Annotated in this window: 16 protein-coding genes; 15 read left to right on the forward strand and 1 reads right to left on the reverse strand. The window is 32.3% G+C overall.

Annotation, left to right across the window (positions count from 1 at the left end; genetic code table 11):
• Positions 1-95: 95 nt before the first annotated feature.
• Positions 96-527, reverse strand: coding sequence for a hypothetical protein (locus tag H526_RS0100955; protein WP_027391250.1), 432 nt, complete (start codon positions 525-527; stop codon positions 96-98).
• 324 nt (positions 528-851) lie between these two features.
• Here H526_RS0100955 and H526_RS30510 point away from each other — a divergent pair, with 324 nt between their 5' ends.
• From H526_RS30510 to H526_RS0101035, 15 genes are all read left to right on the forward strand, one after another.
• Positions 852-3,464 (forward strand): S8 family peptidase, encoded by a 2,613-nt coding sequence (locus H526_RS30510; RefSeq protein ID WP_027391251.1) that lies wholly within the window; start codon positions 852-854, stop codon positions 3,462-3,464.
• A gap of 182 nt (positions 3,465-3,646) precedes the next feature.
• Positions 3,647-4,075: a hypothetical protein gene (locus H526_RS0100965; protein ID WP_027391252.1), complete on the forward strand. Its 429-nt coding sequence runs from the start codon at positions 3,647-3,649 to the stop codon at positions 4,073-4,075.
• 189 nt (positions 4,076-4,264) lie between these two features.
• The gene (tssD, locus tag H526_RS30515) at positions 4,265-4,966 is read left to right on the forward strand and encodes a type VI secretion system tube protein TssD (protein ID WP_051335915.1); all 702 of its coding nucleotides are present in this window, start codon (positions 4,265-4,267) and stop codon (positions 4,964-4,966) included.
• Between the two features lie 3 nt (positions 4,967-4,969).
• The gene (locus H526_RS0100975) at positions 4,970-6,676 is read left to right on the forward strand and encodes a LysM peptidoglycan-binding domain-containing protein (RefSeq protein ID WP_027391253.1); all 1,707 of its coding nucleotides are present in this window, start codon (positions 4,970-4,972) and stop codon (positions 6,674-6,676) included.
• 7 nt (positions 6,677-6,683) lie between these two features.
• Complete coding sequence (locus H526_RS0100980; RefSeq protein ID WP_027391254.1) at positions 6,684-7,541, forward strand: hypothetical protein; 858 nt, start codon at positions 6,684-6,686, stop codon at positions 7,539-7,541.
• A 34-nt stretch (positions 7,542-7,575) separates the two neighbouring features.
• Complete coding sequence (locus H526_RS0100985) at positions 7,576-8,094, forward strand: hypothetical protein (RefSeq protein ID WP_027391255.1); 519 nt, start codon at positions 7,576-7,578, stop codon at positions 8,092-8,094.
• A gap of 35 nt (positions 8,095-8,129) precedes the next feature.
• Complete coding sequence (locus H526_RS0100990; protein ID WP_027391256.1) at positions 8,130-8,933, forward strand: hypothetical protein; 804 nt, start codon at positions 8,130-8,132, stop codon at positions 8,931-8,933.
• A complete protein-coding gene (locus tag H526_RS0100995; RefSeq protein ID WP_035084056.1) occupies positions 8,923-10,077 on the forward strand; it encodes a PA3715 family protein in 1,155 nt (384 codons plus the stop codon). The genes H526_RS0100990 and H526_RS0100995 overlap by 11 nt, the downstream gene beginning before the upstream one ends.
• A 309-nt stretch (positions 10,078-10,386) precedes the next feature.
• Positions 10,387-10,734 carry a hypothetical protein gene (locus H526_RS0101000; RefSeq protein WP_027391258.1) on the forward strand — a complete coding sequence of 116 codons (348 nt, stop codon included), beginning with the start codon at positions 10,387-10,389 and terminating at the stop codon, positions 10,732-10,734.
• A gap of 165 nt (positions 10,735-10,899) precedes the next feature.
• Positions 10,900-11,640 carry a hypothetical protein gene (locus tag H526_RS0101005; protein ID WP_027391259.1) on the forward strand — a complete coding sequence of 247 codons (741 nt, stop codon included), beginning with the start codon at positions 10,900-10,902 and terminating at the stop codon, positions 11,638-11,640.
• 7 nt (positions 11,641-11,647) lie between these two features.
• Positions 11,648-12,763 (forward strand): DUF1266 domain-containing protein, encoded by a 1,116-nt coding sequence (locus tag H526_RS0101010; protein WP_027391260.1) that lies wholly within the window; start codon positions 11,648-11,650, stop codon positions 12,761-12,763.
• A gap of 156 nt (positions 12,764-12,919) precedes the next feature.
• A complete protein-coding gene (locus H526_RS0101015) occupies positions 12,920-14,086 on the forward strand; it encodes a hypothetical protein (RefSeq protein WP_027391261.1) in 1,167 nt (388 codons plus the stop codon).
• A 224-nt stretch (positions 14,087-14,310) separates the two neighbouring features.
• On the forward strand, positions 14,311-14,601 hold the full coding sequence (locus H526_RS0101020) for a GIY-YIG nuclease family protein (protein WP_027391262.1): 291 nt from the start codon (positions 14,311-14,313) through the stop codon (positions 14,599-14,601).
• Between the two features lie 761 nt (positions 14,602-15,362).
• Positions 15,363-15,881: a hypothetical protein gene (locus tag H526_RS28000; protein ID WP_051335916.1), complete on the forward strand. Its 519-nt coding sequence runs from the start codon at positions 15,363-15,365 to the stop codon at positions 15,879-15,881.
• A gap of 425 nt (positions 15,882-16,306) precedes the next feature.
• Positions 16,307-17,782 carry a hypothetical protein gene (locus H526_RS0101035; protein WP_027391263.1) on the forward strand — a complete coding sequence of 492 codons (1,476 nt, stop codon included), beginning with the start codon at positions 16,307-16,309 and terminating at the stop codon, positions 17,780-17,782.
• The last annotated feature ends 203 nt before the right edge of the window (positions 17,783-17,985 follow it).

A 17,985-nucleotide genomic window follows, 5' to 3' on the forward strand; every position in this document is an offset into this window, starting at 1 on the left:
TAAAAACAGCAAATCCTGTCCATAAACAGAACAGGATTTGCCAAATAACCCCCATCAATTAAGGTAACTAAACTTAACTTAATATTTCTAAATGATTATTGCATTAGTTTTTTAGATAACTCTTGCAATTCAGCTGACTTTGCAGTCATATAATCATTTAACTTTTTTACATCATCGCCAGAAAGATTACCCATAACTTCCTGAGCTTTTGTACCTAATTCTTGTCCTTTTTGACCTAAAGAAGCAAAAGCTGTCATATCCTTACTTTCGACTACTTTCTTATATTCTTCAATATAAGCTTCATAAGAATTTACATACTCTTGTACTTTTTCGTCACTAAAACTTGGCACACCATCAGATGCTGCTGTCGTTGTTTCTTCATTACTTTTTTCTTCTGCTTTTTCAGTTTTTTCAACTTCTTCCGTTTTTTCTGCACTATCAGCAGCGTCGGATTTAGTTTCATTTTTACAAGAAGCTGCAAAAAGAACAGCAATGATTAATGCGAAATTTAAAATGGTTTTTTTCATGATTTTTATATAAGTGTTAATTAATTGGTTTCTATGACCACTACAAAGATATATTGATTGATTCCCTTACCAAACACTCTTTTCAGTGAAAAAAACACCCTGTTTTCAGGGTGCTTCCTTTGATAAGCTTTATGATTTGAATGTAATATATTGATAGTTAATTGTTTGTAATTTGTTGTGCCCCGCTTTTTTAAGTTATAGCTTCTGATTATAGGATTACCATAATTAATAAGGGATAAATCCCCGTTTTTAATAAGTGTAATACCTGTTGATCTCTCATTAGTAGTAGTGTAAGTTTATGGTATCAACTTAAATATATTATATATGAAATCTAAAACAACAATTCTGTGGTGCCTTATGGCACTGATCACTAGCTTTTCGTGGTCACAAAAGACAAAAACAATCAATCAACAACAATTTTTGGAAGAAAAAGATGGTTGGAAATTGGTTGATGAGCAAACTGGACAAAAATTTACATTAAGTGATGAAATTACAATTCAATTTAAGAAAGCACCTTCACCCAAGGAGATTCAAAGATTAGAAAACATCTATGGGATGAAATTCATGCGAAGTAACCGATTAGGTTTCTATGACTTTAAAATTACTACCAAAAGTAAACTACTCGATTCATATGAGAAAATGAGTAAGGAAGTAGATGCTGAGCAAGTTTTCACGAATACGATGGGTACATATATTTTAACACCTAACGATCCTCAGTTCGGAATACAATGGGGGCTAGAACAAGCTAGTGATGCGGATATTGATGCAGAAGATGCTTGGGATATTACTACTGGAAATAGCTCGGTAATTGTAGCAATTTTGGATAGCGGAACCGACTGGACTCATGAAGATTTAGGGCTTGGTACAGATGGATATCAGAATGTGTATCTTAATCCAGGAGAGGATGCTTGGTCTAATCCAAATGATCCTACTACCGGAAACGGAATAGATGATGATGGTAATGGATTTATTGATGATTGGAAAGGTTGGGATTTTAATAATGCAGATAATGATTCCAGAGGACCTTTTTGGCATGGTACGCATGTAGCAGGAATCGTTGGAGCTAAAACGAATAATAACACTGGGATGTCCGGCATTGCCGGCGGTAATAACGCTGTAGGGTCTAGATTGATGTTAGAAGGAGTTGGAGATTTTGCTCCTAATGCTTCTATTTTGGACGATGCTATTATATATGCAATGGATAATGGAGCAGATATCATTCAACTTAGTTTAACTGTTGGGAGTTCGCCGGCTATAGATACAGCACTACAAGATGCATATAATGCGGGAGTATTTATAGTGTGTGCTGCAGGGAATTCTGGAGCGGGAGCTATTTCGTATCCGGCATCAAATGTAAATGCATTCTCAGTAGCAGCAACAACAAATGCAGATGTTAAAGCAGGTTTCTCGCAATTTGGTCCTAACTTGGATCTTGCAGCGCCTGGTGTAGGGATTCGTAGTACACAAAATGGAAATGTCTATGCCGATAGCGATGGAACTTCGTTTGCTGCACCAGCAGTGTCAGGAGTAGCAGCATTGATGCTATCAGTAGATCCGACATTAAGTAATCAGGAGATTGAAGATATACTAAAATGTACAGCTGATAAAGTAGGAGGATATGATTATATCTGGAATCCAGCGGAGTTAGGACATTCTCAGGAATTGGGGTATGGTAGATTAAACGCACATCAAGCTGTGTTGGCAGCGAATACTTCAGATATTTATATTAGAGATACCACGTTGGATGATGGAACAGAACCATCTTCGGGAACTATGTACCTTAGTCCAGATATTTGGGTGCGTAACGATGATGATGGCGTACTAACCCATGAAAATCCAGAATACAAATTATTGAGTCCTAATTGGGTATATGTAAGAATTAATAGAAAGAATTGCTCTAATATTGATGATGGAGTTTTAAAATTATATTTTAGTAAAGCTTCTACAGGATTATCTTGGCCATTACATTGGGATAATTATTATCAGATGGTAAGTGGTAGCAGCGTATTACACGGAGATTTTATTGGTGATGTGCCAATACCGACATCTCCAGATGATGAGATTATCGTAAAAATTCCTTGGTATCCACCTAATCCAGCAGATTTTATAAACGATGTACATCACTTCTGTTTATTAGCTAGAATAGAATCTGCAACAGATCCAATCGGAGTAGAAGGAACTGCTGTATGGAACAATACCAGAAATAATAATAACATTGCTTGGAAAAATGTGAGTGTCTATGATATCAATGCATTTAATAATACTGCACCTTATGTATTCATTAGAAATGTGGACAAACGAGTTAGAGCTATTAATTTATCATTAGACGTTACAGAGAATAAAACGGGTATACCATTTGAAAAGATAGGAGCTTTTTATATCATTCCTGACGAAAAGTTAAATGAAATTTTAGCAGAAGCAAAGATGGAAGGAATTGAACGAGTAGATAGAAATGTCTATAGGGTATATGAACCCAAAGCTCGTATTTATGAGGTAAAAGCAGAACCCTATCAAACCTTTAGTCTTCAGTTATTGGTAAAACCAGAAGTTGAACTTAAAGAAGGGACCTATTTAAATTATAATATTTTACAAACTGATGAAAGATTCCAGCCAATGGGTGGAGAACAGTTTACTATAGGTAATTTTGGTGGAAAAGAAGATGGCCGAGAAGAAATCACACAATCAGAAGAAATTAAAACGATAGATTTTAACGCATATCCTAACCCGACACAAGGCGAGGTAACTATACGTCTTAATGATATCTATACTAATGTAGGGATAGTGATCAGAAATATGGCAGGAGATGTTATTTATGCGGATCATCAAAAAGAAGCAGATCAATTTAATGTAGAACTAAAAGGTTATAAAGGATTGTATTTTGTGAAGATTACAGCAGCTAATGGAGAAACCAAAACAATGAAGTTGCTTAAGAATTAATAAATGTATGAATACCCCAAGACTAAATAAAACCGCTCTTAATAGTTAGGGCGGTTTTTTCTGTAAGTGGTAATGGTCTGCAATTCATTCGTCGACATCTTTTTGCTATTTACCGATTTAAAAGGGAAAATTAAGTGAATTACAAGTAGTTTAGATTTGGAAAAATAATACATTTGTTTCCTATGCAATACCTTAAAGACTCTATATTTTATAATCAGGCTATACACGAATTAAATTATCCTTTCGGAAATTTTTATTTATTTGATGGATTTGTGGTTGGTGAGTTTAAAGAAGATACTGTAGTTACTTGGGCTGATCACGCAAAACTTTTGGTAGAAGACTTAACTAATCTTTATGATCACGATGGAGGTAATGTTGTTTATATTACTAATCGTGTACATTCTTATGCGGTAAAACCGAGTGATTGGATTAAGTTTTATAGAAGTGATTATAAAATGAGGGGATATGCAATTATAAGTTATACTAAAAAAGGAATACTAAATGCATTGATAGAAAAACTCTTCATAAAAAGTAGGTTTCGTAGTTTCGAATCTTTAGGTGATGCAATTACTTGGGCTAAAAGCTTAACCAAATTTCCTGTTTCTAAATAAATATTCTTTCGTTCGATATACTATAAAGGATTTTATAGTCATTTGATTTCTTACATAATAGATTACCGATATCTAAATTTACAGTTTATCACGGGAAAATATACCTATATCGAAATAATTCGTGATGGTAACCGTTGTTACATATATTTTTGATATTTTCAGCTTTCCAAATACCAAATTCAAACGCTTATGGCCTTTCAGGCAAAACTATTTATTAATGACGAAGAACGAAATGTAATTGACAGTACATTTTTATATCAGCAACTGATGGATAGCAATGGTCGTCCTAAAACTACGATTCAGGATGGTAAAATCAATGTTTTAATAGAATCCACTAAGAATGATGAATTGTTTTACGATTGGATGTTTTCTACGCATACCACGTATAACGGATATGTTCGATTTTTTAAACGAGATGGATTTAGTAAACTATTTGATTTCGAATTTGCGAATTGCCATTGTGTTCATTTAGAAGAAAAATTTAATGCAGAAGGTAATAGTCCGTTAAAAATGGAATTGGTATTGTCGCCAGGTATTCAGAGAGTGCGCGGTCAGATTTTTGAAAAAAACTGGAATCCTAGTAATCCTTTTACGAATGCTACACCAATTACAGAGCGGGAGGAGAACGCAGAGCCTGAAATAGAGGATATGTATTATACAGATATGAATGGAGAAATGATTCCGGATGATGAATTGCAATCAGGTACTGCAGTGTATCTAGTTCTAAAAACTAAGAATGGTGTTGGTAAGGATGTTGATATAGATCTTGATGATAATGAAAATGATTTTAAGTACAATGGAGAAGTTTTAGTTAATGATGTTATAGAAGATTTAGTAATCAAGTCTGATACACAAAAAATAAAATTGGAGATTATTTCTCAAAAAAAATAGATTATGCCTACTTTAAAATTTAAGGATTTTCCAAATATTTTTAAAACGATTACTCCGCTTAGTATCGTAAGACCAAAGGTTACTAAAGCATATTTTGCAGAAGCTACTATTGAAGAAATTGAAGTGGAAAGCGAATCTGGTGAACAAGATAATGAAATATATACGGTAGAATCTGGTGATACATTAAGTAAAATAGCTAATAAGAAGGGTACAACAGTTGCAGCTATTATAGAAAGTGATGAAACGATTACTACTGCGAATCAAAACAGCCTTAACATAGGACAAGAAATTACGCTACCAATACTTATAGCAGCAAAGGAAAAGAAAAAGAAAATAACTTTTAAAAAAGTTGATGAGGGTAATATTGGAAAAGAAATCTATGTAATAGTAGAGACTGAATTGTTGCAAGGTAAAACCATGGCTATTAATGTTCGTCAAGGCAAGGAAAAGGGAATTGAAGAACAGGATGAGAATATAATGCTTAAGGATGATCAGGATAATTATCATACTATGGTGAAGACAACTATCGGTGGTATGTGCGAGACTGATTATTTAAATAAAGATGATTTTGCCGATCAAGCTATTTTTAAAATAGCTATTGATAGTAGTGATGAAGAAAAAAAAGATGGTTGGATTAAATCTTTGAATGATGTTACTGATAAGAAAACCTTGTTATACATTTTAGCCGATGCACATACTTTAGAGGGTCAAACGGAATTAAATATTCAATATCTCGGAGATACTGAAGAAGGAGAAATAAGAGGAGAAAAAATTACGAACAGATGGTTAGATACGGATGGACAATGGTTTGAATTGAAAGGTGGACCGAAATTTCCGATTACTCCTGAGCAATTATTGGAAATATTTCCTGAATCTAAGAAGACGCGTAGGGAAGAAGTTGCTAAAGCTATTAATAAATATAGTGATGAATTTGAGATTCATAATCTAGATAGAATGTCTCATTTCTTAGGGCAAATAGGTGCTGAAACAGGTCAGTTAAAAGCTTTAGAAGAAAATTATGGTTATTCAGCGAAAAATATTTATAACACTTTTCTTAGGAAAGTTTTAATATCGCACCCAACAAAATCTGATAAATACACGTTTAAATATCATGATTTAATTGAAGGATATGATGCTACATTAGAATGTGAGTATACTAATCCTTCTACTTCTTATCAAAAAAAGTATGGTCATAAAAGAGATGTTGATGATCCTATCGAAGTAACAAGAGTTCTTTTAAATGGCAAATATGTAGCTTCTTGGAATTATACAGAATTCAATGCGTTATATACTGTGAAATCTTCTTATACTCAAAGCAAAACACTTTTTGACTATGTATATGGATGTAGAATGGATAATGGGAAAAAATCTACCGAAGATGGTTCAGATTATTTTGGCGTAGGTTTTATACATTTAACAGGCAAGGATAAGTATAAGGCTTTAGATGATAAATGGAAAGAATTATATCCCGATGATACCAAAGATTTTATGGGAGATGATATTTCTCTTCTGAAAACAGATGTCGAAGTTGCTATTAAAGCTTCAATGATTATATGGACTCATGTACAAAATGGCACTAACAGTAAGGCTGATCAAGGTAACAGCAATGCGACTATAACTTCTGTTACTCTTGATGTAAATGGTGGAGATAATGGATTGGCTGATAGAAAGAAGTATACTAAAAAAGCTTATGAAGTTTTAGATAAATAAAAATTAGATGAAAAATATAATTTATTTAGTAACTATTCTTTTTTTCTTATCATTAAGTTTATTCTCTTGTAAAAATAATGGTAATAAAAAAATAGAGATTGAAGAATCTTTGAACGAAGTTTCAAGTGAGGTCATTGATCAATTAGATCAAAAAGAATCGAAACATTCTGTTCAGGATTTTCAAGGAATTTGGGAGAGTTTTTCTGAATACTTGGAGCACCAATCAGAATTTAAGGATTACAATCAGAATAAGTACTATAAAATAGTTAATGTAAATGAAGTATTAGATATAACTATTAGTCGTACAGATAATAATTTAATACTTGATGAAGGTTATTTTGGTTTTTCGAATGCATATGATTCAAAAACATCATTAAGCGAAGATGTATTGATAAATAGTTTAAAAGAATCAGGAAAGTTATTAATTAAATTTAAAAAAGGGTTAAAAGCTTATAGTACTAAGGATATAGAAATTAGTACTAATTTTAATAGGTATTTTGATGTAGCTGAAATTTTAGATGATGATTTCGATTATGGCGATAAAAAAGAAAAAGTTAGTTTTAGACTAGTATCATCAGTACCACAAGAAATTTTTAACCAACTTAAAAATAGATCTAAAATTGACAAGGTCAATTACATAAAAGAATATAGAATTAAGAAACAATCGAAAAAAATCAAAGTAATAGTTAACAAAACCTTTTTCCATACAGAAATGTCATCAGTATCAAAAAGGAAAGCTTTTTTGGTTAAAGGGGATATTGCATATCTTGAAGAGATAAAGGATGATTGGGTAAAAGTATATTACGACGGCACTATAGTTTCAGGGGGATATTTAAAACGATCGGATATAGAGATTTTAGAATGAAGCAAAGCAGTAATTATTTATTATTGTAACGATTTTGTTTATTATTATTTCTCCATCAATACTTAGTTGTCAAGAGAAATATGAAGAAGAAGTAATTTTTTTAGGTGAATATAATGATCAAAATGAACTAAAAGTTTTTAAGGAAGATTCCATAGTTTTTGTTCATAAAGACTCTCTTTCACAAATAGATCAATTAAAACCGGAGGAATTAGTTAAAATTTTGGATTCTAGTAAATTATATTTTATTGGTGAAGGAAATGGGCCATATTGGCAATTTAAAATAAACTCATCTAAGCTTTTATTTAAAAAATTTGATTCTGTAAGAGAAGAAAGTTTTGAATGTGAATTTTATTATGATCAACAATCAGGTTTCAATTTGATGTTTAAATCTAACAATAATAAAGCTTTTGGTTTAATTCGAAGAGTTGATTATAAGTTAGAACCAGACAAATCTTGCTCTTTAGGACTGTCTGATAACTATTTAGTTTATGAAGCTTTTGTTACGGTTAATGGTAATATGTATAAAGGATGCGCAAGTATTGGTAAGAATTAGGTGTATCTTAATCTTAGTTTTTCTAAATTCTAAATATGAAATATTTAATTTATATAATATCAATTACGTTTTTTGTCTCTTGTAATTCGCAAACAAATAAAACAGAAAATTCAAAGACTAAAATAATTATTCTTAAAGACTCTTTGTTTATAAATCAATCTTATGCAGTTTTTGAAGAATTGAAAATTGATAATAAAAGTAGTGAAGTAATCAATAAACTTCAAAAAGAAGTCCAAAGCGTATCAGTAAATGGTGAATTGAAATCTAATGATCCTCAAAAACGATTAGAAATAAAGAAAAAACTTTTTTCGGATTGCTTTAAAAAAGATCAGATTAACGAGTGTGTATATTCCCCTGAAGGATACAAAATACAGAGTGAAAATAAAGGTATTGTTACAATTAAATATAGTTACAATCAGTTTAGTAGTTATGATCAATTTTTTAAGTATTTGACATTAGATCTTCAAAAAAATAAGCTTCTTGATTATGATGTTGTATTTGTAAACCCCGACACCATTTTGAAATCTTTCAATGATGATTACACTAAATATTTTCAAGATATTTTGGATGATTTAGATTTAACTAAGGATGAGGATCAAGAAGAATTTGATATTATTGAAAGTCACTTAGAACAACGTAGACCATTTGAATTAAAAGATTTAAATAATTATGAATTTGTTTTTAAGAATAATCAAATAGAAATAATAAGATTTCACTACAATGGAATGACTGGTGTATATAAGTCAATAATTCCAAACGGTTATATAGACTATAATTTTTTAATGATTTCAGATAATATATCTAATGATATTAAAACAAGATTCAAGGTTGAAAAATAGATTTTTCCTTATTTCTATAGTACTCATTCTATTAATTTCCTGTAATACAACACAAGAAAATAAAGTAACTACCAAGGTAGAAAACGCAGTAGAAAGCATTCCAGAAAAAGTAGAAGCTGCTGTAGAAAGAGCGGAGGAGCCACCTTCGCAAGATATAGAAGAAACTATAGAAGAAGAATCAGAAGCTTTTACGCCTTCACCATTTATAGCCAAAATTTTAGAACAACTTGGAGTTCAACCCATACAAGTGTATGAACAATTTGTTGTACAGAAAGTAATGCCTTATGATGAGACCAGTACTATAGTAGTGATTCCTACAGTAGCTAGCCAAGAGTACGATTGGGACGTTTTTACATTAAACAGTTATATTTTGGTGGTAGATTCGGAGACGGCGGAGATCAAGCAACAATTTTATGAAAAAGAAAGTTGGTATTCTGATGCTATTCGTATCGATGAGATATCCATTGACACAGCCAATTATAAGGTTGCCGATGGAAAGCGAGCTTTTGGAATTACACTTTCTTATATAGGAGCATCTAAACCGAATCCTTATAATTCAATCACCATTTCTCTTTTTATTCAGGAAGAGAGTGTTTTGGTACGCGTATTAGATGCTTTCGAAATAAACTCTTACTGGGGAGAATGGGATATGCGATGCACAGGAGAATTTACGAGTGTAGGTAAGGTCCTGATTATGGACCATAATCAAAACAATGGTTTTTATGATATTAAAGTGAATGTGGAAACTACAACCATGGAAACTTTTGAGAAAGGAGAAGATGATTGTGATGAAAAAGAATCTACTCAAAAATCAAAACAATTGCTCCGATATTACGGAAGTTATCAGTTGTATCAAAAAGTATACACATTAGAAACAGAATCTTCTTGTGGATTAGAAATCAAGCTAGAAGGAAATCAATATTATCTAAAAACCAGTAAACGAGAACATAAGGGAATATTCTTAATAAAAGATGGATATATTACTTTCCAAGGATTATTAATTGATAACTCCAAAAAAGAAGTACAAGGCAGTTATGATGGAGATGAAATCGTAATACAGAACTACGGAAATGCAATGAATCCGTTTACTGTATTTGGAGAATGCGCTGATCAGAAATATCTTCATTTGGTAAATAAGGAATAATCTTCGTTGCCCTACTTAGGTAAATATAATTTTATCAAATTAAAAATAGGTTAGGTATCCTTATGTTATTGCTGGCAGGTCTAAGCTATCCTCAGAATAGCAATTATACAATATTAGTGTAAGAATTTGGTCTTCAGAATAACATCCAAACGGATAAAGAAAACACATCATATTCGCAAAAAGTCTTTTATTAGTAATAACTTTCGGGGAAATTTGCTAGTGTAAAATGGAAAACAGTGGTTTTCAGGGGTGGTTTTATCTTATAGAATTGTTTCCTTTGATATAAAGAACCTATAATACCCCCAAAGTATGAAAAAATCAAGGCTCAAAGAATATGTAGTACCCTATAAAACTTTAAAAACTCAATTTGTTTCACCTTATAACAAAAAAGAAGTTTTACTAGAAGTACGTATGCATAAAAAGATGATACACAAAGGTTTTGGTGAAAAAACACTAAAACAGCCAATCATTACGTTTCATACTACCACAGATCAGACAGAGATCCCTAAAAGGTATTGGACAGAACAAATGATAAAAGCAGTGGATGCCTACGCTAAAGAATATCCTGTAATTGATATCAGAAAAACACATTCTATAGCTAGTAAGATGATTTCTTCTATTTCTAGAGTATGGTTGGTATTGATTCCTATTCATTGATTTTTTATTCTGTTAATGAGATTACATAAAATCAACAATTAATATTATATTTCTCATGCATTACATAAAACAAAGAAATCTTCCCTAATTAAACGGTGGTTTTCAGGGTTGATTTTGATCTGAATCCGTGGTTATTTTGAGATGTACAAACTAACAACGCACATTATGCCTATTCTTACTATCAGTGAGCATTTAGAACATTATCAAACACTCAAGAGCCAATTTATATCCCCATATACTAATATGGAAGTGATGATGGAAGTTCGCTTGCATAAAAAGGTTATAAATACAGGCTTGGTTCAAAACATCCAGAAGAAACCCGTAATTGCTTTTTATACAACTACAGATCGAACCGAGATTTCTAAAAAAAAGTGGACGCAGCAAATGAAAAAAGCAGCTGCGGATTATGCTAAACAATATCCAATTGTCGATGCAGGAAAAACATATTCAACATTTGGTAAAATTATATTCTCTACTACTATTATTGGAGTCATTGGTGCGTTAGCACTGGTTTTTTACTTATTTATGTTTAGTAATCCACAAGCAAAAATGAATATAGAAGAGTTTGTGTCTTTACCTAATAAAGGAGATAAATACTATGGATTTATTAATCAGACTTTAGATGAAAAGAAGACGCCTTTTTTAGCTCATGGTTGGATTAAAGTAATAGCTGTAAATCCTATAGATAGCACCTGTACGTATGTTACGGGTGAAGAAGTAGGAGCGCTTACCTTTGAAACCTTAGAAGCAGATCATAGTAATTTTTCTAATACACAAATAAAAGGAAAATTTAAAGCAGATAAGCGAGCTCAAAAAATCTCACTTATATCAGCAGACAAGCGTTGGAGATTCGAATCCCAAGTGATCAGTAATAAAACAAAGAATTATAAAATCACAGCAGAGTAAGCAGCTTATGGAAATATTACAAAACACACCATTAAGTCGCATAAATCCACCAAAAAACAATACTTTTTTACAAGCATATCAAAACTTAGAGCAGAATGCCAAAGTTGGGTTATCGATCTTAGGAACCGCAACGTTGTTTTTTATGTTGGTAATAGGAATGGGATTGTACGAAGTTTTTGGGAATCCTTCTAATGGAAATGGGATGCCTTTAAATTCTTTAATAGAACCTCAGTTTCTCACTATAGTTATTGGTGTAATTATCTCCTTATTTTTTATAGTTTCTTTTCTAAATAAGCAACGAAAATTAGCAATAAAAGAACAGCAAACCTATTATAAGCTTGGGAATGTAGTTCCATTGAATATAGACCAAAAAAAAGCAATTAGACTCAATTTAGTACATATGTTTTATGGCGGAGGTTGGTCAGAAACTTTAGAAGTTTTTCCGTGTAATATTCGGTTAGGAGAACAAAAATTTAAGCCGCAGACATTTGATATACAGTATGATATCTTATACCAACAATATCTTAATGAAGATTGGGGAGTACTTAATAAAGAACAATATCATGAGATGATAGCTCGCTTATTTGATGGGATGCACTCTAAGTGGTTTGCGCAGGATATTGCTTCGGACTCCGCAAATGATATGATTAATCAAATCTCTGGACTTACCAAAGTAGATCCTATGTATATAGAAAAATGTGGTGTAGTAATTAATGATAAGCCTAAGAAGTTGATTTGGGGATTTGATTTGTTTAGAGTTATACCGATGAGTCGATGGGCATTTATGGCAGGTTATATTACGGAAGACGAAGCTTGGAAAAATATACTAAAAGCATCGGAGCTTATTTATTATCTATTTGATAGTCATGAAGATTATTATGACAATTATCGGGTAGGACATGCTTTTTGGAGTAATAATTTTGAAGCTTGCACGGATCGATTACAGAAATGGACCTATTTTAAAGAAAAATGTGATTGGCCCGCAAATAATTTAGCTTGGACACAACCGGAATCTGTAAGGCTACCAGAAAATATGAAGACCAATTTCGAAACACATCTTTCGGAGGTAAACAACCAACAGAAAACCACTATCGGGTTTCGCAAAACAGAGGAAAGTGAGTAGTATGGATTAGGACAATGTGGATAATGAATATACTGGATTTAGACCACACTTAGTTCTTTTATAAGTAAACTCTGAGCTGTTAACTTAGCTTATCTAATTAGTAGCCAAAAGGGAAGGAGTGCCATAGTAGTACATTAACATCAGATTATATATAAAATGTCAGATATAGGGAAAAAAGCATTTCAGGTTTTAGTAATCATAACTTGTATTATGGTACTATTTACAAGTTTTATAGTATTAAAATCAAGATATGACGATAAAAAGGAAGCTAGAGATATTACATATAAAGCGAAAAAAGATGTTATTAAGGATTTTGACTATGAGTATGCTAAACTAAAGTATTTGGCAAGAGATTGGAGCACTTTGTATGCGAAAATAACCACAGCGCATAACAGAGATACTATAGAACATTCCAAGTATACAGTGTCAGAGTTTCCTAGGAAACACAATGATATAATACGATTTTGGGATCGATTTGAAGAAGATGTTTATATCCAACATTATACAACAAACGAAACGTATCTATCAAAAATATATACAGTAGGGGATACTTTACGAAAAGTTGCTAAACCATATGCTACGCAAAGTAAAATATCGGAGTATTTAGAATTACTTAATATGGCCTATGGGGATATCCTAAATCACACTTCTAAGACAGACAGTGTTTTTATGTATTCATCAAGAGGTAACCCGAAATTTTCAACCTATTTTTATTATCTGGATAAAATTGATCGAGCATACTATGAACTATTATCCGAGCATTATCCAACAGCGCTACATAATCTAATTTATGGCACTAAGGAATTCGAAAAAGACGCTGTTCGTAGTTTGATATATAGACAAACACAGGAGTTAAATACGAATTATAGGTACTATCCAAAGAATCCAGAAATAAAAAAGTTCGAAAAACATATGAAGGCATATTTAGATGTCGAAACAGATTCTCTAAATACCTATATTCTTAAAAAGAATAACAATAAGTTGTTGTTATTAGTAAAAACTTTGCAATTTAAAGAAGACGACAACTTAGCATCAAAAAAAGCGTATCTCGATGCATTAATAGATGGTTTTACTCTGATTAGAGGTAAACATACAGAGGAAATATATATTTATCTAGAATTTTTTAATGCAGAAACTTTTTATATTGATACTTGGATAAAAACACCCAATGAAGCATATTTTAAGGTAGATAGTCAAGATAATATCCCAAGTATATTATCAGAATTCTACGAAGTGGATGCATATCAATATTATATCAAAGGGTCTTTTCCGCTATTAGATGTCTGGTATCCTAAAGTAGATAAACCTAAATCTTCATTATAATTTTGTACTCTAGCTATTCTCGAATCCTTAACTATTTTCGATCCCTGAGGCTCTCGAAGGGTGATTCTAGTTGAACCGGGTTTCGAGTGCCTCAACCCTCGGGGATGAGAATACTCCCGAACCCTGAGGTTACTCGAAGGGTGAAGTGCCGAAGGGTGAATTCGTAAGGTAACAATTGCTTTGCTACTGACACATAGTAATATGAATACTTTACTATCATAAGGATGACAGGATATATGTACATATTAGAATGTAGTGACGGCAGTTACTATACAGGAAGTACAAAAGATTTAGATAGAAGATTGCAGCAGCACCAAAATGGAGAAGGAGCTAATCATACAAAAAAACGATTACCGGTTAGGTTATTATACTACGAACAATATGACAGAATCGATACGGCATTCTATCGTGAGAAACAAGTACAAGGATGGAGCAGAGCAAAAAAGGAAGCGTTAATGCAGGGAGAATTGGATACGTTACCGGGATTGTCCATTGCCTATCGTGATATTAGGTGACTGAGGCTCTCGAAGTCACCGGGCTTCGATGATGCGGATGCTGAACTTGTCGAAGTACAAGCTTCGGATGTTCGAACCCTGAGCGTAGCCGAAGGGTGAAGTGTCGAAGGGTGACACAACACCAGTATACCCCAATCCTTTGCCAATAGCACTGTCAGTATCCATCGAATGAGTAATTGTAAAAAATAAAATCAAAAACGTATCCATATATAAAGAAAGCGTTTGTAAACCCCTGTAATGTAATATTTTATATAGAGGTCAGTATGTCAGTAGTGATTTTATAGAGTTGGTGTATTGTCAACTTTTTGCGTAAAATGTTAAATAGTAATCAATTAAAATTAAATTTTAACAGAATATTATTAATAAAAACATAAAATATTGAAATTATCGGTATTGTAATTGACCATACATCACCTCAAATGAATGTTAAACTCAATCTGGATATAATAGTTTTGGTTAAGGTTTATTGTTTGTCTAGAATATCATAAGATTTAATCAATCGTATATAATAGACGTTCCAAAGCAGGGCTTTGAAATCTTTTTCACCAGTATAGGATTTGTTTTACGTTAAAAAATCTTGAAGCCTTGGAAAGATTTTAGTAAAACAAATCTGGTTTTTAGCAAAGCTAAAAAATACCTTGAAAAAGCACCCTTTCTTTTGTTTCGTTTTCTTTGGGTGAGCAAAGAAAATGAAAAGAGGGTTAAATCAATTTTCATTATAACTAAGTATTAAAGAATCCGGGTTAAAAAACAAATGAAGTATGAGTAATGTATTAAACAACCGATTATCGGTAACCGTAGATCCAGCAGCGATCACAGAAGTAAAAAACAGAATTGAGGAAATCAATACACTGTTACCATTTTTAACAGGATTGACTAAAGACGAGCGTAGGACGCTCCCTAAAATCAATCGTAGTAACAAGATCTTTGTAGAAGATACACTAGATAGTATGCGTCAAAACGGAGATATTCTACCCAATTTTATCAATGTAGAAGAGGTAGATAAAGATTATGCGTTATACAATGAGTTAAAGGTATTAGCACTAGAATTAGCAGAATTATCAGAAAAGGTAAACGATACGCGAATCTTGGCTGGATCCGAAGCCTATAGCACTTCTTTATTAGCCTATAAGATGTTTGGTGTTGCGGCTAGTAGCGGTGTAGCAGGAGCAGAGGCATTGCATAGCAGATTAAAAGAACGATTTGCGAATAGTCCTAGTACCACAGAAGAGGACATACCAGATCAAACCGATCAGGGTACGGATGGTAGTACGGAATGAGACTTCGAGAGCCTCAGTCTCCAGGCGTAATCCTAGGGTAAACTTTAGCGAACCCTGAGGTTCTCGAAGGGTGACGAATCGGGCTTCGAGAGCCTCAGTCTCCAGACGTAATCCGAGGGTGAATTTTAGCGAACCCTGAGGTTCTCGAAGGGTGAGCGGAGCCGAAGGGTGAGATCCAAGAAGTAAATAACCCAAACACCTCTAATCATTGGAAACAATGGTTAGAGGTGTTTTTATGTCCAATAGAAAACAAGTACAACTACCTGTTACATATCCAGTAAATAAAAATTAATTTTCCCAATACTTTTTTGAAAAAAAATACTGGGTGTTGGGTATGTTTTTTCTTAATTATTATTTGGAATTTGCAACTATAGATAATCGTTTTAACATACAATAAATTCATTCAATTCTAAGACTAAACAATTATGGGTAGGAAAACAACTTTAAGTTTAATATTATTATTCATATTTCGAGCATATTCTCAGGATATTACGGTAAAGAGTGATCAGTTAGTATCTGATGATGCATTTAATAAATTAATTTTTCAAGATTTAAATTTCATGATTCTGGGCGATAATGCTCCACAACAGGGGCTTGCTTTTGAATTAAATGATAAACAAACACAAATAGCAGCAAGTGGCTATCTAGGTAATTACAAAAGTGCATTTTTTACAATAGATGGTGCTTTTTCAGTAGATAACGGGGTCTATTTCTTCGATGAGAATGGAGGGAGTAAACAATCAAAGTTTACAGTAAATACTTATATACCAAGAGGTAATGCTAAAAGAGGTTTTCCCTCGCTACAGAATAAAGTAGATAAACATAAATTAAAAAGAGCTTTTATAAAAAGGAATTTTAACATTCATAGAGATATACCTTTGAAGTTATATACTTATAAAGGGCTTTATAATCTTATGTTGCAACATAATTTACCAGTTGAGTCTGATACATACTATAGTACTATTATAGCACAGGTAGAAGAGTATGACAGTTCCATCGTCATTGATAGAAGTTCATCTATAGATCCAATACCAGTTCCTGCAAAGAGTAAATATAAACTTAAAACTCCAAGAAAAAGAAATAAATTAATTATCGAGAATACTCGAGATTGGAAAAAAGGAGAAACCTATAATTTAGATCCGAATTTTGATGTTTTGAAATTAATAGCTGATTACGAAAAAGCTAAGGCAGATTTAGATAGTTTGATTGAGTCTACTAAGGATAAAGAAATAGAAATTACTCGAGATATATGGACTTCTAAGACTATAGATTTTTTTGGTATTTCGGCTTTCTATCAACGAGAAAGTACCACGCTATATAATTTTGAAGAGAATATGTCTTTCAATAGTCTATTTAGTGATATAATAGGAGATTTATATGGTATTACAGGCTCATATAATTATACAAAGCAATGGAAAGGACAGAGGTATTTTATATTTAGGGGTTTAGCTAGTTTTTCCAGAGGTTCTAATATAGGAGCTTTTAGACAAAGCACTATTAATTTAAATACACCAACAGGAGATATCATAGATGGCGAACCAGTTACCATTACTAATAGTAGAACTGGTTATGTGGGAGAAGGAAGATACACTTATGGTTTTAGACAAGGGTATGATGTAGAAGTTTATTATAGTTTTTTTAAATCTATTGGTATTTTTGGTAATATTGGGTATGATAAATTAGGATTTTCTGATGAGTCTAATTTAGAGAGTATTGAAACATTTCCAATGCGAATAGGAGCACTTCTTAACCTTAAATCAAAGGATAAACAGAAAAACATACTTACACTTCAGGTGTTTATAGATCGTCAGGATCTTAATAAAGAACCAAACGGGGATGATAAAGATTTGCGATTCGGTTTTAAAGTAGGGTTGCCAATAAATATTGGCAAGAAGTTGTAATAAAAGAGAGAACTTTTATACTCAACTCTAAAGAAAAATGGCATACCATAACTTTAACATTGGTACTTTAATTTTTAGTAACAATTGGCAGAGTATCCATTGCAGTGATCCAATTCTTTTTGATCTAACTATATAGCATCACTTATGCCAAAAGAAACCCGGATATCATTTTGGTATGCGGGTTTTGGTTTTTATAAGATTTA

The organism is Aquimarina latercula DSM 2041 (genome assembly GCF_000430645.1).
Taxonomy (GTDB): domain Bacteria; phylum Bacteroidota; class Bacteroidia; order Flavobacteriales; family Flavobacteriaceae; genus Aquimarina; species Aquimarina latercula.